The sequence below is a fragment of the Massilia sp. Masssp93 genome (genome assembly GCF_059491295.1).
This window is the reverse complement of the sequence record NZ_CP168502.1, coordinates 1,408,551-1,426,330: the sequence shown is the minus strand read 5'-3', so window position 1 is coordinate 1,426,330 and position 17,780 is coordinate 1,408,551. Positions and strand designations below refer to the sequence as shown.

The window sequence follows — 17,780 nt, the reverse complement described above, 5'->3', positions numbered from 1 at the left end:
GACATGCCCGACAATATCGTAAAAATCATCGACCTGGTCCCCGGCAAGGTGGCACCGCTGGCGACCGTCGACGCCGGTGCGCTGACGCCGGAAATATTCCAGCGCCAGTTCTTGAATAAACACGTCCCGGTCCTGATCAAGGGCGCCGCCAGGCATTGGCGCGCCACGCAAAGCTGGCGCGAACCGGGCTATCTGGATGCCCTGTGCGGCGACGTGGAGGTCAAGATGTCGCGCGTGTTCAACGCGGCGATGGCCCAGGACTACAAACTGGAAACGATGAAACTGCGCGATTGCTTCGCGCAACTGCGCGCCAGCCCGGACGACACGACGTATTCCATTCCCGCGACGGCCGTGCCGGCACAATGGGTGAAGGATCTGGGCGAGTATGCCTTCCTGGGCCCGCTGGACAAAAAGCCGCGCATGTATCCGCGCGACCGCATCTTCATCTACAGGAACGCGTCCACGGAATGGCATTACCACCCGTTCGACGAAACGATCACGACCCAGCTTGCCGGCAGCAAGCGCTTCTCCCTGTTCCGCCTCACCGCCGACAACTGGCTGCCCAACAGCGCACTGATCGAATCGAAGGCGCACCATCGTCCCGACGGCGCGCGCGCATTCCCCGCGGATCGGCCGCTCACCAAGTACGAGGGCGTGCTCGAAGCGGGCGATGCGGTGTATATCCCGCCGTTCTGGTGGCATGGCGTCGACACGGCCGACACCGGGATCGGCTACACGCTGGCGCACTGCTTCCGCACGCCCGCGGCGCGCCTGGCGGCGTGGAAGGACCCGGTCACCCGGCGCGTGTTCCGCCAGGTGGCGGCCAAGAACAAGCTGGCCGTGCCGGTGGCCCTCGGCGTGATCGCCTACAGCACGCTGCGCCGCGTGACCGCCCGCCAGGCATGGTGACACCGCCGGTTCACGGCCCGTGGCACCACCTGCCCGGGCCGGGCGCGCGCGTGCCGCCCGTGTGCATCCTGCCCTTCGCCGAGAATCGGTTCGATCCGGCCAGCTTCGGCGCGGAAGGCATCGCCTGTCCGCCCGGCGTGGCCCGCAGCGTGCGGCGCCGCCAGGCCGAGTTTTTCGCCGGCCGCCTGGCGGCCCGCCACGCGCTGGCGCGCCTGCACGCCGCCTCGTACGAGGTGCCGATCGGTGCCATGCGCGAACCGGTGTGGCCGCCGGGGATCGTCGGCAGCATTTCGCATTCCCGGCAGTACGCGGCCGCCGTCGCCCTCGCGGCCGGACGGCGCTGCGGCGTCGGCATCGACATCGAGCACGTCGTCACGGCAGAGATGCAGGCGTCCCTGCTGGCGACCGCGCTGAGCCGCGCCGAATTCGACGGGTTGCGCCGCCTGGACACGGCGTTGTCCATCGCCGCGCGCGTGACCATCGCGTTTTCGGCCAAGGAAAGCCTGTACAAGGGAGCATTCGGTTCGGTCGGCCGATTCTTCGATTTCAGCGCGGCGGCCGTCACCGCCGTCGATGTCGAACATCGCACGCTGTCGCTGACGTTGACGGAGACGCTGTCGGCCGATTTCGTGCAGGGCCAACGCTGTACCGTGGCCTACGATTTCATCGATCCGGCCACGGTACTGACGAGCTTCGTCTGGTAGCGCGCGCCCGTCAGGCCGTGGCGCCCCGGCTGCGCAGATAGTCGCGCATGGCCGCGCTGCGCGCCTGGTTGAGCGGCGTGCGCCAGCGGCCCCCGTCGGCCCACACCCCCCGATTGACGTCGGCACCCTGCGCCACCAGGCGCCGGACGACGTCGATGTGGCCGCCGCGCACGGCACTGATCAGGGCCGATTCGTCATACGAACTGACGGCATCGACCCTGGCGCCCGCGGCGAGCAGGAGCTCGACGATGGGAAGGCGTCCTTGCGCGGCGGCGGCAATCAGCGCCGTGCCGTCGCTGTCGACCGCCACGTCGACGTGCGCGCCCAGTGCCAGCAGCGTCTTGACCATGGCCGCGTCGCCGTGACGGGCGGCGGCGATGAGCGCGGTGCCGTCGCCTTCGACGGCGGCGTCGATGGCGGCGCCCGCGCCGGCCAGTTCCCTGACGCGGGCCAGGTTGCCGGCGCCGGCGGCGTCGACGAGCGCGATGTCCTGCGCCGAAGCGGGCCTGGTCGCGGCGGCGGACCGCTCCGCCAGCCGCGGCGTGGCCGCATAGGCCAGCGCGACGAACCCGGCCAGCGCACAGGCGCAGCTCAGCGAACGCACGGCGCTGCGCGTCCGGTTCAGCGGCGCGTCGCCGCGCAGTACCGACGCCACGCGCGCCGTCAGCGCCTGCGGCGTACCGAAAATACGGCTGGCCAGCATGCCGTTATGCGGCCGTGCCATGCTGTCGACGCTGGCCAGCAGGGAGCGGGCATATTGCTTGCGCGCGCCGGTCGATCCGGCCGCATACGCGTCGCACGCCATCTCGCGCGCCAGGTCCAGGCGCATGCCGATCAGGCGCAGCGCCGGGCTCCACCAGAATACCGCCGTCAGCGCATGCTGGACCAGGCAGGCCCACCTGTCGCGCCGGCGGACATGGGCGATTTCGTGGTTCAGGATGTCGCGCATGGCCACGTCGCCAAGTTCCGCCGCCAGGCCGTACGGGACCAGGATGCACGGGTTGCGCAGCCCCACCACCATCGGTCCGCGCACGGCATCGGAACCCTTGATGCGGACGTCCGGCGGCAGCGCGCCCCGCATGGCTTGTTCGAGCCAGGGCATGGCCCGGGCACCGCGGGCCAGCGCGCGCGCGGCGCGCCAGCCGCGCAGGAGTCCGGCCATCCGCACGGCAAAGCCGAGCAGCCACGCCAGCATGACGGCCGTGTCCAGCGCGCCGGGAGAACCCGTGCCGTCCGCGACGACATGCACCGCCTGCGCGGGCGCGGCGGGCTCGCGCGGCGCAGCGGCCGCCACGTTAGCCAGCGCGGGCGCCGTCAGCGCCGGCAATGCCAGGTGCGGCATCAGCGGACTCGTCGGCTGCGGCGCAAACATGAGCAGCGGGGCGGCCGCCGACAGCACGAACGCCAGCAGCCACAGATGCGACCGCAGGCGCGCGCTCATGGGCCACGCGCGCACCAGCCCGGCCGCCAGCAACAGCAGCACGGTGCTCTGCCACAGGTGTTGCAGGGCGACCGACGCCAGCAGGCCGGTCCAGTAGGCGGCCGTCATTTGTCCTCGTCCTCCGGGGCATCGTCGATCATCCGCCGCAAGGCATCCAGTTCGGACGGGCCGATGTCGTGTTCCTGGACCAGGTGCTGGGCGAGGACCGCCGGCGAACCGTTGAAGAACTGCTTCAGCAGGTGCTGCAGCGCGCTCGCCATGGCGTCGCTGCGGCTGATGGCGGCGCTGTAGATGAACGCCCGGCCGTCACGCACATGGCTGACCAGTCCCTTTTTTTCCAGGATGCCGAGCATGGTCAGGACCGTCGTATAGGCGGTGGGCGTTTTCCTGGACAGTTCGTCCGTGACCTCGCGCACGGAAGCGCTTTTTTTCTTCCACAGCACTTCCAGCACCTTGCGCTCGGTATCGGTCAATGTCGGGGTACTGGGGCGGGCCATGGTGTCTCCTCAAGCCTCGGCACGGCAATGCGAGGTCTCGATGAAGTCTACCAGCACATGCGCGAACGAGGGATCGGTGTTGATGCAGAAGTGGCCGCCCGACAGCGTCACCTGGCGGCTGGCGGGGAACAGCGTCCGCCATGCGAAGACGTCCTCCGGCGGCATGGCGTCGTCGCTGCCGGCGATGATCAGGGCCGGCACGGTGGCCAGCGCCGGGGCGGGCGCCGGCATGGCGAAGGTTTCGCCGAGCCGGAAGTCGGCGCGGATCATGGGACTCAGCAGACGCATGAGCTCGAGATCGGCGAGCAGTTCCGGCGGCGTGCCGTCGAGCTCCTTGAGCCGTTCCAGGAACCGGGCTTCCGGCAGCGTGCTCATCGGCTCGCGCCGCCACGGCGCGGTCGGCGCGGCCTTGGCCGACAGGATGATCGCCTGCGGCGCGGGCGCGCCCAGCTTGAGCAGACTGTCGAGGACGGCAAACGCCATCAGCGCCCCGTTGCTGTGGCCGAACAGCTGGTACGGCTTGTCGAGCGCCGGCCGCAAGTGCGGCAGGAGGGCCGACACGAGCGTGTCCATGTCGTCGATCGGCGCCTCGCGCATGCGCATGGCGCGGCCAGGCAGTTGCACGCCGATCAACTCGACATGGCCGGGCATCCAGCTGCGCCATGGCGCATACGCCGCCGCGCTGCCGCCGGCGAAGGGAAAGGCAAACAGCCGCATGGCGGCGCTGCCGTCGCCGGACAAGGGGACGAACCAGGGTGATGTCTTCATGCTCGCTTCCATTCGACGAGGTGGAAACCGCGGCGCCTACGAGCGCGCGCCCTTCCCGACCAGGAAATTCCGGATCTTCGTATCGCGCGCCTGATTCAACGGCGTCCGCCAGCGCTTCGCATCCGCCCAGGCGCCCAGGTTGACGTTGGCGCCGCGCTCGACGAGCTGCCTGACGACGTCCAGATGGCCGGCGCGGGACGCGTTGATCAGCGCCGTTTCGTCGTACGGGCAGATTGCATCGACGTGCGCGCCGGCCTGCAGCAGGCGCGCCACGACCTCGGTACGCCCCTTGGTCGCCGCGGCAATCAGGGCGTTGCCGTCGCCGCTCCAGCACTTGTCGACGGTGGCGCCCATCTGCAGCAACGCGTCGACCATGCGCAGGTTGCCCTGGCCCGCGGCGACGATCAGCGCGGTCCCATCGCCGTCCACGCCGTCGTCGACGTTGGCGCCCCGGGCCAGCAAGGCGCGTACCGCCTCGAGGTCGTTGGCCCTTGCGGCCTCCACCAGGCGCGCACCGTTCCCGGTCGACGCCTGGGCGGCAAGCGGTGAGGCGCCCTGCACCGCTGCATGCGCGGGCGCGGCAGTGCCGGGCTGGGCCACGCAGAGCGCGGCGGCCGCGAGCGCGGCGAAGACGCCCCGGGCCACTATGCGGGCTTGTTTTGCATTCATCGATGGAACCATTCTCGACACTCCTTCGTAGTCATGCGAACGCCAGGTCGGGCGTCGTCGGGCCGCGCCCGAACGTATCCGGGGCAGCGTCAGTGGGGTGATCCGATGCTGTGAAAAATTAAAACACGGGGTCGCAACGTCGTCAACTAAATAATTAGTTTATTAATTTTTGCGACCCCGGCGGGGCTGGATACGGCTGGGTCGGGCGCCGGCATTCTCGACTACAATGACGACGCATTCGTCACTGTCCACGCCTCTGTCCCGGCCCCAGGAATCATGATGCCAACGATCGACAACGACATCGCACGTCTCGAACTGCTGGTGCAAGCGCGCGCCCCGTCGCTGGCGCCCAATCTCGGGTTGGCGAGCGGCGTCGCCGGCGTCGTGCTCATGCAGGCCCGGCTTTACCAGTTGCGTCCGACCGCGGCGCGGCGCGAATGCATCGCGCGGCTGGTTGCGGACCTCGTCGCCCACCTGCCCCGCCAGCACCTTGCGCCGGGCCTCTGGACGGGCCTCGCCGGAATCCTGTACGCCTTCGAATTCGTCCGGCGCGTCGATCCCGCACTGCTCGGGGACGACGAGGACGATATCGCCGGGTTCGTGCTCGACATGGACGCGGTGTTATGCCAGTTCATGCGCAAGGCGCCCGGGGACGCGAATTACGATTTGGTCAGCGGGATCAGCGGGCTGGGCGCCTATGCGCTGATGCGGACCGATCGAACGGCCGCGCAGGCGATTTTCCAGGCGGCCGAGCACGCGCTCCGGACGGCGGCGGAACGCGGCCACGACAGCTGGACCTGGAAGACGGCGGGCAAGCATATTCCGGGCAACGGCAGCGGGCAGCAGCAGCAGCAGCAGCAGCGTGATGGCCGCTACGACCTTGGCGTTGCCCACGGCGTGGCGGGCGTGATCGGCCTGCTGAGCCTCGGCCTCCGCGTCGGCCTCGGGTCGCCCGCCACAGGAACCATGCTGCGTTACGCAATCGATTGGCTCATGGCCCAGGAAAACCCGCCGGCCGCGCACTCCCGCTTTCCATCGACGCTGACGGCGCCGGCCGGCGCGTCGCGCCTGGGCTGGTGCTACGGCGACCTCGGCATTGCGATGGTCCTGGCCACGGCCGCGCAAGCGCTGGACGACCGGCGCCTGGACACGTACTGGCAAACGCTGCTGGAAGCCCGGCTCCGGCAGCCGGACTCCAGTTTCGTCCTCGATTCGCCCGGACTCTGCCACGGTAAAAGCGGCGTCGTCCACGTGCTGGCCGGCCTGGCGCGCCGCGCCGACCTGCCCGCGGCCAGGGCATTGACGACCCGGCTGCGCGCCGAGCTTGCGCACGCACCGAAGGAAGGCGACGACGGCCGCGGCGCCGGATTGCTCGAGGGATGGGCCGGGGTCGCGCTCGCGCTGGCGGAACCGGACGAGAGCACGCCCCTGTCCGCACGGCCGTGGGATCTTTGCCTCCTCGCCGGCGGTTGACGGCGGCGGCTAGCGAGGCGCCGGCTCATCCACGTCGGCACCGACATTGATGGCCGCGTACGCCCTTTGCACGGCAATCACTTCGCCGCTGCTCTTGCCGTACAACTCGCCCGCCGCCTCGATCATCTTGGCGCGCGCATCCGCGTAATTGGTGCTCGACGTGAACTTGGTCGTGTTCGCCCTGAACCAGATGCGGTAGGCCTTGTCGATGCCGATGCCCGTCATCGCGGCCGGGGTCTTGACGAGGTATTTACTGTAGTAGTCGCCGGCCTGGTCCGCGCTCGATCCTTGCGCCAGGAAATAGAACATGCGGTTGTTCGGACCGCTGCTGTAGTGCACGTCCAGGCGCTTGAGGGAGCTGCTCCACGCGTCCGGGCTGCTGCCGTCCTTGCTCGGACGGTACATCCAGCGCAGCGGCGTGCCGCTCTTGCTGATTTCCTTGCCCAGCACCCAGTCGTTGCCCGTGAGCGGGATGCTGTCGCCCTTCGCGCCGCCGCGCGCATACGCTTCGACGGCCTCGCCGTTGATGTCCGACGACGATTCGTTCAGGCCGCCCGACTCGCCGGAATACGTCAGGTTCGACGTGGCGGCGGTGACGCCGTGGCCCATCTCGTGGCCGATCACGTCGATCGAACCGAGGCTGTTGAAGCTGGAGCCGTCGCCGATGAACATGCAGCGGCACGTATCGCTGTAGTACGCGTTGTCGTACGCGGTGTTGACGTGCGCCGCGATATACGTCGCCGTGTTGTGGCCGTCCAGCGAGAGCCAGTTGAACACGTTCTTCAGCGTGTCGTACGTGTTCATCAGGCCCCACATCGCGTTCACGGCGGCCGTCTGGCCGTTCGCGTTCGTCGTCGCGCCGCCGGCCACGTACTGCTTGCCGTCGCCCCAGGTATTCGTGTCGTTGGCGTACACGTCGCCCGCGCTCGTGCCGTGGTTGGCGTTCGTGATCGCCATCGCGCCGAACGTGCCGCCCGTGCCGCGGGTGTCGTCGATCATTCTGTACTTGCCGTTGGCGGACGTCGTGTTGACGGGCACGTCGCCGTTGTACTGGCTGTGGCCGATGCCGACGACCGTCTGCAGCATGCTCCACTGCGCGAGGATGCCGCCGTCGCGCGCGCTCACGATCGTGTCGTGGTAGGCCGGCCTGTCGCCGACGAGCATGCGCGTGTGCACGAGGTAGGCGAGTTCGTAGTGGTCGACGACGTCCTGCACGTCGAGCGCGTTGAGCGCCTGCTCCTGCTTGTCGCGCGCCTCCGGCAAGCGTTCGGTGCGCATGGCGGGCCAGATGATCAGTTCGGCGCTGGGCGGCGTCTCGTGGCGTGCCGGGGCGGCCAGCGACGCCAGCGCCGCATCGATCGCCGCCTTCGACGAAATCGCCGGCACGACGCTGAAATCCGCGCCCGGCCCGGCAGTGTCGAGCCGGGCGAAATTGGCGCGCTGTTCGGCATCGGATTCCGACACGATCTTGCCGTTCGCATCCAGCACCAGCACGGATTCGAAGCCGAAGATGCGCACGCCCTTGAACGTGTGGGCCGCGCGCGCAACCTGCGTGCCCTGCGCGCCGGGATGGCGGGCGACGATCGCATAGCCGTAGCGCGCGTCCTGCCCGCTCGCGGCGCGGCGCGCGTCCAGCTGGGCCAGCAGCGCCGCGTCCATCTGGGGCGAGGCGGCGACCGCCGGGCGAGTCAACCCGGGACCGGCCGCGCCGGCAGGCACGACGGCAACCAGGGACAGGGCGCCGAACGACGCCAGCAACATCTTGCGCTTGTTCATGAGATTTCCTTTCATTGAGCGGGCACACGGAATCAGTGTGGCCGAGCTCTCTCGAAGGAATTTGCTCAAGCGCAAAAAGCCCGACGGCAGCGTGCGGCTGCCGCCGGGCGGGGTGGAACGTGGCGGGATACGGTGCGCCTGGGCGCGCCAGATGCGCCGGATGCGCTTATGGCGCGCTCAACGCTCGCGCCGCCGCATCAGGTACACGGCCGTGCCGAGGACCGCGCCCGCGATCACGGCCTTCTTCACGAGGCCGGCCCGGTTGTGCTCCCATTCCGCCTTGATGCCCATCTCGGCCAGCACGTTCGGCACCTTGCCGTGGACCAGGTCCTCGCCGATGCCTTCGACGACGTTCACGCGGTCCGCGGCGAGCAGCATGAGCCAGCGGCGCAGGTCGTTCTCGGCCCATTTATAGGCGGCGCGGCGGATCATGCCGGACAAGCCTTTCGGCGGCTGCGCGGTGCCGAAGATCGGCGTGATGCCGGGGCGTTCGGTCGACACGAGGATCTCGACGGTCTCCGGCTGCTGCGGCAACTGGCCCTCGTGCGGATGGATGAAGCGCGCGGGCATGCGTTCCATCGGGATGGCCGGGCGGTTCTTGCGGTCGAGGTCGGCGCCCCAGCCCTCGATGTGCGCCAGCTCGTCGCGGGTGGGGCGGCGCGGCCCTTCTGCCATGTCGCCCTGCAGCGGATGCGTGTGGACGTGGGCCGCGGCGCCGTCGTGCTGGTGATGGTCGTGGTGTTCCATGATGTCTCCTCAATGCAGTGCGCTGGCGCTGACGGCCTGGACCTCGCGCGCGGACGGCGGGATCAGGACGGTCTTGATGCAGTTGTCGAGCTTGCTCGAGAAGATGTGGTACGCGTCCGCCACCTCTTCCAGCGGCACTCGGTGCGTGATGATTTCCTTGGGATTCAGCCGGCCCTCGCGGATGTGCTCGATGAGGCGCGGCAGGTGGCGCTTGACGCTGGCCTGGTTCATGCGCATCGTGATGCCCTTGTTGATCGCGTTACCGATCGGCACGGCGTTGAACGTCGGCCCATACACGCCCACGATCGACACGTTGCCGCCCTTGCGCACGCAGTTGATGCACCAGTGCAGCACGGTCGCGGCGCCGGCCTGCATCTTCATCAGGCGGCCCGTCAGCGTCTGGGCGATCGAGCCGGCCGCGTCGCCGCCCACGCAGTCGATGCAGACGTCGGCGCCCATCCAGTCCGTCATCTTCTTGATGTGCTCGGCCATATCGTTCACTTCGCGGAAGTTCACGACTTCGCACTGGGCGTAGCGCTGGACGAATTCGAGCCGGTACTCGACCTCGTCGACGACGATCACGCGCCCCGCTCCCATCAGCCACGCGGACTTGGCGGCGAAGATGCCGATCGGGCCCGCGCCGAAGATGACGACCGTGTCGCCTTCGCGGATGTCGCCCATCTCGGCGGCCTGGTAGCCCGTCGGGACGGCGTCCGTCAGCAGCACGGCGTCGTCCAGGTGCAGGTCGTCGGGGATCGGCAGCGGGCCGACGTCGGCCATCGGCACGCGCACGTACTCGGCCTGGCCGCCGTCGTAGCCGCCGGCCGTGTGCGAATAGCCGTAGATGCCGCCGACGGCCGTCGCTTCCGGATTCGTGTTGTGGCAGTTGCCGAAGAGCTCGCGCTGGCAGAAGAAGCAGGACCCGCAGAACAGGTTGAACGGCACCAGCACGCGGTCGCCGGCCTTCAGCGTCTGGACGTCGCGGCCGACGTCCACGACTTCGCCGACGAATTCATGGCCGAACGTGTGGCCCACGCGGGTGTCGGGCACCATGCCGTGGTACAGGTGCAGGTCGGATCCGCAGATGCAGGAACGCAGCACGCGCACGATGGCGTCGCCCGGGTGTTCGATGACGGGATCGGGCTTGTAATCGGCGCGGACGCGGTACGGCCCCCGGTAATTCATTGCCAGCATAATTCCTCCTCATTGATGGACGGCCCGCCGCCACGGACGAGCCCTTGACAAGAAGGTATGTCAAATCGCTAAGGAAGGCGATACGCGCACGGAAACGTACGCGGGTTAATGAACACTTTTTTTGCCGAATCGGGGACCATGATTGAAAACGGCCGCACGCGGCGGCCGATGTCAATGTGCGCGGTGCGGGCTCAGAGCTGGCGCGCCTCGAACGTATTGCACTGCTCGACGGACCCCGTCTGCAGGCCGCGCGTGAACCAGCGCACGCGCTGGGCCGACGTGCCGTGCGTGAACGAATCCGGCACGACGGTGCCGCGCGACTGGCGCTGCAGCGCGTCGTCGCCGATGGCGCTGGCGGCGTTCAGTGCGGATTCGACGTCGCCCTGTTCGATGATCTGCTTGGCCTGGTTCGTGTGGTAGGCCCACACGCCGGCGAAGCAGTCGGCCTGCAGTTCCAGGCGCACGGACGCCGCGTTGGCCTGGGTCTCGGACAGGTGCCGGCGCGCGCTGTCGACCTTGCCCGAGATGCCCAGCAGGTTCTGCACGTGATGGCCGACTTCGTGGGCGATCACATACGCCTGCGTGAATTCGCCGCCGACCTTGAACCGCTGCTGCATCATGCGGAAGAAGTCGAGGTCGAGGTAGACCTTGCGGTCGGCCGGGCAGTAGAACGGACCGACGGCGGCCTGGCCCTGGCCGCAGCCGCCGGTGCTCGTCCGGCCCGTGTACAGCACCAGCACCGGCGGCGAGTACGTCGCGCCGTTGGCGCGGAAGATCTGCGTCCAGGTGTCTTCGGTATAGCCCAGCACCGTCCTCACGAACTGGGTCTCGCGGTCGCTCGCGGGCGGATGCGACGGCGCCTGCTGGACCTGCGCCGGCGCGCCGCCGCCACCCGACAGCAGGTTCAGGATCGTCGACGGCGAGACGCCGAAGAACCACGAACCGACGAGCGCGATGACGATCGTCCCGATGCCGACGGTCCCGCCGCCGAAACTGAATCCGCCACCGCCGCCGCCGTCGCCGCGGCGGTCCTCGACGTTGTCGCTTTGCCGGTCACCTTGCCAACGCATAATTCTTCTCCCTGGCGGCACCGTCCGGGTGCCGCCGTCATTGTTCCGTGCCGGGCGCCGTCAGCGCCCCTTGGCACGCCTGATCTTCACCGACCCCATGTTTTCGCGCGCATCCTTGAGGCGGAACTCGTCGTCCACCGCCAGGCCGGCGCGCTGCTCGTCGTGCAGCAGGCGCTCGTGGCGCTCGCGCTCGACCTCCCGCTGCACGCGCTCATTCAGGGTCACGTCCGGCGTCATCTTCATGATCGTCCTTGTCGTTGGACCGTGCTTGCCGCATCGGTCCGGGTTCATTGTGCGTGTGGCGCGCGGCCGCATCTGTTCGAACTTTCACATATGCGTACGATGCGTAGGATGCGTACGCTGCACATGATGCCATAGCGCACACGCGGGTTGGGTGACAGCCCGTCCACGTCTGTGTGCGCCCGCGTACGGAAGCGCGCGCGGGCCGGGCGCATGCTCCGCCTATGACCCCGACCGCCGCCTCCTTCGCCCATCACGATGCGCTGGCCGCGCTCGGCCGCAGTCTACAGGCCGCGCGCTACCGTTTCGTGACCGTCACGCCCGCCACGCACCGGCGCGTCAACGGCCGCCCGGAGAACGCCTGGGCGCACGACCTGCGCGGCGTGTTCGGCTGGAGCCGGCCGTTCCGCGCCGGCCGGCTGCCGGACGCGCTCGACGGCCCCCAGCGCGCGGCCCGCCAGGCGGCGCCCGTGGACGCGGACGGCAACGACATCGCGGACGGACAGGCGCCGGCCGGCTGGCGCTCGCTCGTGCGCGCCTCGACCATCGGCGAGCACCTGTATTTTCACTCGGCCTGGCCCACGTGCGACGCGGACGCCGTATACTTCGGCCCCGACACCTACCGCTACACGGCCGCGCTGAAGCGCGTGCTCGGTGCGCACGGCAGCCTGCACCGGCCGGTGCGGCGCGCCATCGACATCGGCGCCGGCGCCGGACCCGGCGCGATCGAACTGGCGCTGCGCTGCCGCGACGCGACCGTCTACGCAACCGACATCAACCCCGCCGCGCTGGCGCTGGCCGACGTCAACGCGAACGTGAACGACGCGCACAACGTCGTACCTTGCCGCAGCGACCTGCTGGACGGCGTCGACGGCGGCTTCGACCTCGTCATGTCGAATCCGCCGTACATCCTCGACCCGGACGCGCTGACGTACCGCCACGGCGGCGGCGCGCACGGCGCCGAACTGTCGATCCGCATCGTGCATGCGGCGCTGGACCGGCTGCATCCCGGCGGCAGCCTGCTGCTGTACACGGGCGTGGCCATCGTCGACGGTGCCGATCCGTTCCTGGACGCCATCCGCGGCCGGCTCGATGGCGGGACGGATTGCTGGTCGTACGAGGAACTGGATCCGGATATCTTTGGGGGGCAGCTGGGGTGCGACGGGTATGAGCGCGTGGAGCGGATTGCGGCGGTATGGCTGCATGCGGTCAGGCGGGGGTGAGTGGGTGATGGGGGGCTGCGGGCTGCGGTGGCTTTGCAGCGCGCGCCCGCGGCGCGCGGCGCCGTCCGCGCAGCGGACGGCAGATGGGCGATTCGAAGAGGGCTGGGGGTGCAAGCCCAGCCCTTCGAATCCCACCCCGCAGGGCGCGCAGGCGCCCTGCTCTCTCCGGCAAACAAAAAAGGCTCCCGATGGGAGCCTTGTTTGTTTGGCGGAGAGGGTGGGATTCGAACCCACGGTACGGTCACCCGTACGCCTGATTTCGAGTCAGGTACATTCGACCACTCTGCCACCTCTCCAGGTCGCGATCATCTTGCGGTCGTTTCGCGTGAGGCCGCATTATAGACGGTGGGTAGGAGAACCGCAAGCATCGGCTTATTTCGCCGTCAGGCCCGCCATCAGCGCGTCCAGCGTCTGCTGGCCCCGCACCAGGTTCGTCCTGCGGTCGAAGATGCCGCCCGACCGGTCGTCCGGCGCACCGACGTCCCAGAAGAACGGCACCACGCCGTTGGCGACGGCCTTCCTGACGACGTAGGTGTGGTAGTAATTGCGCGACTTGAGGTGCAGCGCCAGGGCGGCGCCCGTGAGGCCGGTGCGCCGCATGGCGGCGAATTCGCCGAGCAGGACGGGAATCCCCTTGCCGACGAACTGCGTCTTCAGGCTCGCGAATTGCGCATCGACGTAGGCTTCCTCGCCCCACGTCGGATTGCGGATCGTGTCCGTCGTCGAGTGGTTGGGGGCGCCCCAGTAATACGCCTTGTAGCCCCAGGTTGCGTCCTTGTCCATCAGCACGAAATTGAACGGGTCGTAGAAGTGGATCTCGGCCATCATCCGGCCGGGCACCTTGTCGGCCGGCAGCGTGGGCATCAGCTTGACCGTCAGGTCGATGTTGGTCTGGGGGCCCTGGACGACCAGCACCCGGTAGGCGTTCCTGCCGCCGGTGGCGCGCACGGCGTCGACGAAGGTCTGGTGATAGCTCATCAGGACCGCCATCGCCGTCGCGTCCTTCGCATCCGGCTCGTTGGCGCTGGCGAACATCACGTGTTCGTCGAAACCGCGCAGGGCCGTCGCGATCTGTTCCCAGTACGCCTTCTGCTTGGCGTTCACGGCGTCCTTCTTGTCGGGCGTGACGTTCTTTTCCAGCCAGCCACCGTCCCAGTGGATGTTGACGAGGACGTACATGTCGTTGTCGACGCAATACTGGACGACCTGCTTCACGCGGGCGAGCCACGCGGCGCTGATCCGGCCGGTCTTCTGGTCCGCGTACTGGTCCCACGACACGGGCAGCCGGATGGCATTGAATCCGGCCTTCTTGACGGCCTGGATCAGCGCATTCGACACCTGGGGATTGCCCCATGCCGTTTCGCCGCCCGTCGCTTCCATCGTGTTGCCGACGTTCCAGCCGATGCGGATCGATGCGGCGATCTGCCGCGCATTGTGCGACATGCCGGTCGTGTCGGGCGGTACGGGGCTCGTGTTGTAGCTCGGGTAGGGGCTCGCCGCCGGCGCCGGGGTGGCCGCCGTTGCCGGGGCCGTGGCCTGGACCGGTGCCGCGATCGACGGTGCCGAACCCCCGCGGGCGCCGCCGCAACCTGCGAGCAGCACTGCGAGCAAGGCTGCGTACGGCATGGACAAGGATCGCATCGATCTCCTCTCTGTATTTTTGTGGGCAAAGATGCAGAATAGAAAAATTTGATGCCTGGCGAGTAGTTCCGATCGGCGAATTGCTTTCAATGTGCAGATTGTTGAAGGATTTGCAGCGGGAATGTTATCCGGTGGAGCGCCGGTGCGCGGGATCGCAAGGGCCTGACGCCGGCCACGCCTGCCGATTTTAAAAATTGCGGCGCGCATGCGGCGCGCGCAGAGTGCAGCGCAATTGCGTGGTGTCGATCGCCCAGCCCCATCAGCAGCGAGACGCAGGACGGCCCCGAGCTGAAACCTCGTCAGGTTTCTGGGCTGGCGCCATCCGACGTCTGTCCACGCTCGCTGAGCAGGCGGTCACGGTAGGCGTGCGGCGTGCAGCCGAGTTCGCGCTTGAACACCCGACGCATGTAGTGGACGGACGTAAGGCCGCTGCCCAGCGCCACGTCGGCGATGCTGCAGTCCCCGTTTTCCAGGCCGGCCTTGGCGGCATCGAGCTTGAAGCTCATGATCACGTCGTGCACGCTGCATCCCAGTTCCTGGCGAAAGCTGGCGTCGAGCGAAGAGCGCGATACGCCCACGTAGTGAGCGACCTGTTCGGTCTTGATGCCCTGGCAGGCATACTGGCGGATGAAGTGGCGCGCCCGCATCACGTTCGGATGCCTGATCGGTTGGAACTGGCTGGACGCCTGCACGTTGACGCCGGCCGGCGGCACCACGATCGGCGTGTCCGGCGGGCGCATCCCGCGCAGCATCTGCTCGATCAGATTGGCTGCCGCGCGCCCGATCTCCTGGGCGCCCTGGATCACGGAACTGAGCGGGATGCGGGTGAGCCTGCGCACCAGCGGGTCGTTGTCGATGCCGATGATCGCCACCTTTTCCGGCACTTCGACGCCGGCGATAATGCAAGCCTGCAATAGCTGGCGCGCACGCGCGTCCGAGACGGCGATGATGCCGACAGGTTTGGGCAAGCTGCGCAACCAGTCGATCTGCCCCTGGACCGCCTCGTCCCACGAATGGGCGTTGGTCTCGCAGCCGCGGAAGATTTCCGCTTCCAGCCGGGCGCCCTGCATGAGGCTGCGGAAGGCATTCTCGCGCTCCTGCGCCCAACGGTTGTCCGCGGCGGCGGGTACGCTGAACATGGCAACGTGGTGCAGGCCGACGTCGGCCAGATGCTGGCGTGCCAGTTCGACCAGCTTGACATTGTCGGTCGCCACATACGGCACGCCGGCCGGGTAATTGGCCGGATCGGCATAGGAACCGCCAACCGCCACGACAGGCACGCTACAGCGCGACAACGCTTCCGCCACGGCCGGATCGTCAAAATTGGCGATGATGCCATCGCCCTGCCACTGCTCGATGCCCGACAGGCGCAATCGGAAATCTTCTTCCAGGAATAACTCCCAGGCCGCGCGCGTCCTTCCAAGAAATGCGGCAATTCCGGCCATGACTTCGTGATCGAATGCCTTGTTCGCGTTGAATAACAGCGCGATCCGGTGTGCTTCCGTCGTCATCATCTTATGCTCTGAAAACATGCCGGGAAAGCGACAGCGGCCGCGCTTGCGCATGCAAAAGGCCGCCGGGCCTGATCTTGCCGTTGCTGAAGTATTCCGTACCCGCCAGCAGGTACGCATTGGCCGCGTTTTCCGGATCGATGGCCAGCGATTCCACACCCATCAGGCCGGTGTCCTTTTCGCTCAGCCAGTCGGTCGGCGCGATGCCGCGCCCGGCCTGGGTGTCGCAGCGGCAGGCGCCGCCCATCGCAACGTTATCCCAGCGATAATTTTCAGCCGCGGCGCCGAACGACATCAACAAGCCCGTCGTCAGGCAGACCGCCATTTTCTTCAATTGCATGACCGTCGCCCTTGTATTTATCTTCTGACCGAAGCATAGGATGATCATCTCGGGCAACGATATCGCCGCCGTGCGAACTTCTTACAAACCGCAGAAATTGCAAGCGAAGTCAGCCACGGTGGAAGTCGCGTGTGGCAGCTGGTGGACGGTCGAGCAAGCGGGCCGCAAGAACGTGGCCGACCTGCCGGGTTTGCGTCGTGGACGGGCCCCGTGGAATGGGCCCTTGCGAGAGCTGGGATGGCGGCGGGCGGCCGTTCAGCCAGGGAGTTCAGGCTGGGTGGTCGGAAGGAGCCGGCTCGGACTGCGGGTTTGGATTGCCGTCCTGCCGTCCCTGCTGGGCGGACAGCATCCGGAATGACTTGGGCGTGCAGCCAAATTCTTCCTTGAACAGCTTGTTAAAATACGGAACATTCGAATAACCCACCAAATACGCGATTTCGGAAACGGCGGCGCTGCTCTTTTCCGTCAGCAATCTGGATGCTTCGGTCAGCCGCAGCTTATTCAGATAACTGGTGAATGTCATGCCCAGTTCGGATTTCAGCACTTCATTGATTTTATAGCGGTTCGCACCGGTCCCTTCCGCCACGGCTTCCAAATCCAGCTTGGGATCGGTATATGTGCTGGCGATATACCGCAATATCGACGCCTTTTCCTTGTCCTTGTACGGTTCCAGGGTCAACTGGCGATAAGCCACGATCGGCAGATTGATTTTCATTTTTGAATTCACGCTGGCCAGCAAGGCGCGGGAATGGGCCAGAAAAAACCATCCGCCGAATGCCGCAAAGCCACCGAGGATGATGGCGGCGAGCGCGGCCAGATAGCGGTAGTCGCGGCCATGCAAGGTCAGTTCGCCGATTTCAACGTAGGAAGCCACATTGCGCGGCGTGACGGCGCTGGTGCCGAACATGATCTTCCCGACTTTGTCGAGCCGATACGCCTGGAGCGCCAGATCCTGCTTCCGCGCGGGGAACCACCATTCGGGAATCATCAGCCGGGTCAGGTCGAGCGTCACCGGCATGCCCTGTTCACTGCACGAAAAATACGTCCTCGGCGGAACATAGGTCGCGTACTGGCCTGGCTTGGATAATTTTTCGTCGAAGGTGGACACCTCCATCATCAGGGAAGTGGCCGGCGCGCATTTGGCAACGAAGGTAATGGTACGGAAGCGCGACCAATCCTCGAGGACCGGCCGTCCCTTGGCGTCATCGAGGACCAGGTCGGCGGCGACAAAAGGATACGCGGTTTCCCTGAGCGTGAAGTCGAAGCGCAAGCGGTCGGGCGAGGCGTCGTGCAGGCGCACTGTCGACCTGCCCCCCGTGGACACGTCGGAATACGTGCCGAAATGCGTGCGCGCACCATCTCTATGCCCAGGCAAGAGTGCGCGTGTCGGAAAGGCCTGATAGACAAAAAACACCGCCAGCAGCGCGTCGACGATGAGCAGGACAATCAGCGCCAGCAGCGCCTTTTTATAGAACTCTTGCATATTTTAGCGGGTTGGACTGTCCCGGCGCCCCGCGTATCGACGGGTACGGTCTGGCCATCATAACAGGCGCGATCTCCTTTCCTCAAGCGCTTCG

The 17,780-nt window shown here is 67.2% G+C and carries 17 protein-coding genes and 1 tRNA gene; 4 read left to right on the top strand and 14 right to left on the bottom strand.

The features are described 5' to 3' along the window. Nucleotides 1–3 precede the first annotated feature (3 nt). Both ACEN9Q_RS06250 and ACEN9Q_RS06245 read left to right on the top strand, forming a co-directional pair. Nucleotides 4–909, top strand: a complete 906-nt coding sequence (locus ACEN9Q_RS06250; protein WP_495627710.1) for a cupin-like domain-containing protein — start codon at nucleotides 4–6, stop codon at nucleotides 907–909. Then, entirely contained in the window at nucleotides 903–1,613 is a 711-nt protein-coding gene (locus ACEN9Q_RS06245; RefSeq protein WP_495627709.1) for a 4'-phosphopantetheinyl transferase family protein, read from the top strand. The genes ACEN9Q_RS06250 and ACEN9Q_RS06245 overlap by 7 nt, the downstream gene beginning before the upstream one ends. Before the next feature lie 10 nt (nucleotides 1,614–1,623). Here the strand turns inward: ACEN9Q_RS06245 and ACEN9Q_RS06240 are convergent, their stop codons facing one another. Genes ACEN9Q_RS06240 through ACEN9Q_RS06225 form a run of 4 tightly spaced genes read right to left on the bottom strand, consistent with a single transcriptional unit; the run spans nucleotide 1,624 to nucleotide 4,988 of the window. Beyond that, complete coding sequence (locus tag ACEN9Q_RS06240; protein ID WP_495627708.1) at nucleotides 1,624–3,162, bottom strand: M56 family metallopeptidase; 1,539 nt, start codon at nucleotides 3,160–3,162, stop codon at nucleotides 1,624–1,626. Then, on the bottom strand, nucleotides 3,159–3,551 hold the full coding sequence (locus ACEN9Q_RS06235; RefSeq protein ID WP_056450244.1) for a BlaI/MecI/CopY family transcriptional regulator: 393 nt from the start codon (nucleotides 3,549–3,551) through the stop codon (nucleotides 3,159–3,161). The genes ACEN9Q_RS06240 and ACEN9Q_RS06235 overlap by 4 nt, the downstream gene beginning before the upstream one ends. A 9-nt stretch (nucleotides 3,552–3,560) precedes the next feature. After that, the gene (locus ACEN9Q_RS06230) at nucleotides 3,561–4,319 is read right to left on the bottom strand and encodes a thioesterase II family protein (RefSeq protein ID WP_495627707.1); all 759 of its coding nucleotides are present in this window, start codon (nucleotides 4,317–4,319) and stop codon (nucleotides 3,561–3,563) included. 36 nt (nucleotides 4,320–4,355) lie between these two features. Then, on the bottom strand, nucleotides 4,356–4,988 hold the full coding sequence (locus ACEN9Q_RS06225) for an ankyrin repeat domain-containing protein (protein ID WP_495627706.1): 633 nt from the start codon (nucleotides 4,986–4,988) through the stop codon (nucleotides 4,356–4,358). A 276-nt stretch (nucleotides 4,989–5,264) separates the two neighbouring features. Between ACEN9Q_RS06225 and ACEN9Q_RS06220 the strand changes: the two genes are divergently transcribed. Then, nucleotides 5,265–6,461 carry a lanthionine synthetase LanC family protein gene (locus tag ACEN9Q_RS06220; RefSeq protein ID WP_495627705.1) on the top strand — a complete coding sequence of 399 codons (1,197 nt, stop codon included), beginning with the start codon at nucleotides 5,265–5,267 and terminating at the stop codon, nucleotides 6,459–6,461. Between the two features lie 9 nt (nucleotides 6,462–6,470). Here ACEN9Q_RS06220 and ACEN9Q_RS06215 read toward each other — a convergent pair whose 3' ends face one another. The 5 genes from ACEN9Q_RS06215 to ACEN9Q_RS06195 form a co-directional block, all read right to left on the bottom strand. Beyond that, nucleotides 6,471–8,237, bottom strand: a complete 1,767-nt coding sequence (locus ACEN9Q_RS06215) for a M4 family metallopeptidase (RefSeq protein ID WP_495627704.1) — start codon at nucleotides 8,235–8,237, stop codon at nucleotides 6,471–6,473. 177 nt (nucleotides 8,238–8,414) lie between these two features. Next, nucleotides 8,415–8,984, bottom strand: coding sequence for a hypothetical protein (locus ACEN9Q_RS06210; protein WP_229412888.1), 570 nt, complete (start codon nucleotides 8,982–8,984; stop codon nucleotides 8,415–8,417). Between the two features lie 9 nt (nucleotides 8,985–8,993). After that, nucleotides 8,994–10,178, bottom strand: a complete 1,185-nt coding sequence (locus ACEN9Q_RS06205; RefSeq protein ID WP_495627703.1) for a zinc-dependent alcohol dehydrogenase — start codon at nucleotides 10,176–10,178, stop codon at nucleotides 8,994–8,996. Between the two features lie 191 nt (nucleotides 10,179–10,369). Next, nucleotides 10,370–11,248, bottom strand: a complete 879-nt coding sequence (gene ypfJ / locus ACEN9Q_RS06200; protein WP_495627702.1) for a KPN_02809 family neutral zinc metallopeptidase — start codon at nucleotides 11,246–11,248, stop codon at nucleotides 10,370–10,372. Between the two features lie 60 nt (nucleotides 11,249–11,308). After that, nucleotides 11,309–11,491 (bottom strand): hypothetical protein, encoded by a 183-nt coding sequence (locus ACEN9Q_RS06195; RefSeq protein ID WP_056450230.1) that lies wholly within the window; start codon nucleotides 11,489–11,491, stop codon nucleotides 11,309–11,311. Nucleotides 11,492–11,712: 221 nt separating this feature from the next. Here ACEN9Q_RS06195 and ACEN9Q_RS06190 point away from each other — a divergent pair, with 221 nt between their 5' ends. Further along, the gene (locus ACEN9Q_RS06190) at nucleotides 11,713–12,711 is read left to right on the top strand and encodes a methyltransferase (protein WP_495627701.1); all 999 of its coding nucleotides are present in this window, start codon (nucleotides 11,713–11,715) and stop codon (nucleotides 12,709–12,711) included. 206 nt (nucleotides 12,712–12,917) lie between these two features. Here the strand turns inward: ACEN9Q_RS06190 and ACEN9Q_RS06185 are convergent. From ACEN9Q_RS06185 to ACEN9Q_RS06165, 5 genes are all read right to left on the bottom strand, one after another. Next, nucleotides 12,918–13,007, bottom strand: a tRNA-Ser gene (locus tag ACEN9Q_RS06185). Between the two features lie 76 nt (nucleotides 13,008–13,083). Further along, nucleotides 13,084–14,352 (bottom strand): glycoside hydrolase family 5 protein, encoded by a 1,269-nt coding sequence (locus ACEN9Q_RS06180; RefSeq protein ID WP_495627700.1) that lies wholly within the window; start codon nucleotides 14,350–14,352, stop codon nucleotides 13,084–13,086. A gap of 299 nt (nucleotides 14,353–14,651) precedes the next feature. Next, nucleotides 14,652–15,866, bottom strand: coding sequence for a XylR family transcriptional regulator (locus ACEN9Q_RS06175; protein ID WP_495628921.1), 1,215 nt, complete (start codon nucleotides 15,864–15,866; stop codon nucleotides 14,652–14,654). 1 nt (nucleotide 15,867) lies between these two features. Beyond that, nucleotides 15,868–16,203, bottom strand: a complete 336-nt coding sequence (locus ACEN9Q_RS06170) for a hypothetical protein (protein ID WP_495627699.1) — start codon at nucleotides 16,201–16,203, stop codon at nucleotides 15,868–15,870. A 268-nt stretch (nucleotides 16,204–16,471) separates the two neighbouring features. Continuing rightward, on the bottom strand, nucleotides 16,472–17,686 hold the full coding sequence (locus tag ACEN9Q_RS06165; protein WP_495627698.1) for a helix-turn-helix transcriptional regulator: 1,215 nt from the start codon (nucleotides 17,684–17,686) through the stop codon (nucleotides 16,472–16,474). Between the last annotated feature and the right edge of the window lie 94 nt (nucleotides 17,687–17,780).

Excerpts from the sequence above, each read along its gene's own strand:
- ACEN9Q_RS06245 (WP_495627709.1), top strand. The coding sequence starts at position 903 with ATGGTGACACCGCCGGTTCACGGCCCGTGGCACCACCTGCCCGGGCCG.
- ACEN9Q_RS06180 (WP_495627700.1), bottom strand. The coding sequence starts at position 14,352 with ATGCGATCCTTGTCCATGCCGTACGCAGCCTTGCTCGCAGTGCTGCTC.
- ACEN9Q_RS06190 (WP_495627701.1), top strand. The coding sequence starts at position 11,713 with ATGACCCCGACCGCCGCCTCCTTCGCCCATCACGATGCGCTGGCCGCG.
- ACEN9Q_RS06250 (WP_495627710.1), top strand. The coding sequence starts at position 4 with ATGCCCGACAATATCGTAAAAATCATCGACCTGGTCCCCGGCAAGGTG.
- ACEN9Q_RS06205 (WP_495627703.1), bottom strand. The coding sequence starts at position 10,178 with ATGCTGGCAATGAATTACCGGGGGCCGTACCGCGTCCGCGCCGATTAC.
- ACEN9Q_RS06175 (WP_495628921.1), bottom strand. The coding sequence starts at position 15,866 with ATGATGACGACGGAAGCACACCGGATCGCGCTGTTATTCAACGCGAAC.
- ypfJ (WP_495627702.1), bottom strand. The coding sequence starts at position 11,248 with ATGCGTTGGCAAGGTGACCGGCAAAGCGACAACGTCGAGGACCGCCGC.
- ACEN9Q_RS06220 (WP_495627705.1), top strand. The coding sequence starts at position 5,265 with ATGATGCCAACGATCGACAACGACATCGCACGTCTCGAACTGCTGGTG.
- ACEN9Q_RS06225 (WP_495627706.1), bottom strand. The coding sequence starts at position 4,988 with ATGAATGCAAAACAAGCCCGCATAGTGGCCCGGGGCGTCTTCGCCGCG.
- ACEN9Q_RS06235 (WP_056450244.1), bottom strand. The coding sequence starts at position 3,551 with ATGGCCCGCCCCAGTACCCCGACATTGACCGATACCGAGCGCAAGGTG.
- ACEN9Q_RS06170 (WP_495627699.1), bottom strand. The coding sequence starts at position 16,203 with ATGCAATTGAAGAAAATGGCGGTCTGCCTGACGACGGGCTTGTTGATG.
- ACEN9Q_RS06195 (WP_056450230.1), bottom strand. The coding sequence starts at position 11,491 with ATGAAGATGACGCCGGACGTGACCCTGAATGAGCGCGTGCAGCGGGAG.
- ACEN9Q_RS06240 (WP_495627708.1), bottom strand. The coding sequence starts at position 3,162 with ATGACGGCCGCCTACTGGACCGGCCTGCTGGCGTCGGTCGCCCTGCAA.
- ACEN9Q_RS06165 (WP_495627698.1), bottom strand. The coding sequence starts at position 17,686 with ATGCAAGAGTTCTATAAAAAGGCGCTGCTGGCGCTGATTGTCCTGCTC.
- ACEN9Q_RS06230 (WP_495627707.1), bottom strand. The coding sequence starts at position 4,319 with ATGAAGACATCACCCTGGTTCGTCCCCTTGTCCGGCGACGGCAGCGCC.
- ACEN9Q_RS06215 (WP_495627704.1), bottom strand. The coding sequence starts at position 8,237 with ATGAACAAGCGCAAGATGTTGCTGGCGTCGTTCGGCGCCCTGTCCCTG.
- ACEN9Q_RS06210 (WP_229412888.1), bottom strand. The coding sequence starts at position 8,984 with ATGGAACACCACGACCATCACCAGCACGACGGCGCCGCGGCCCACGTC.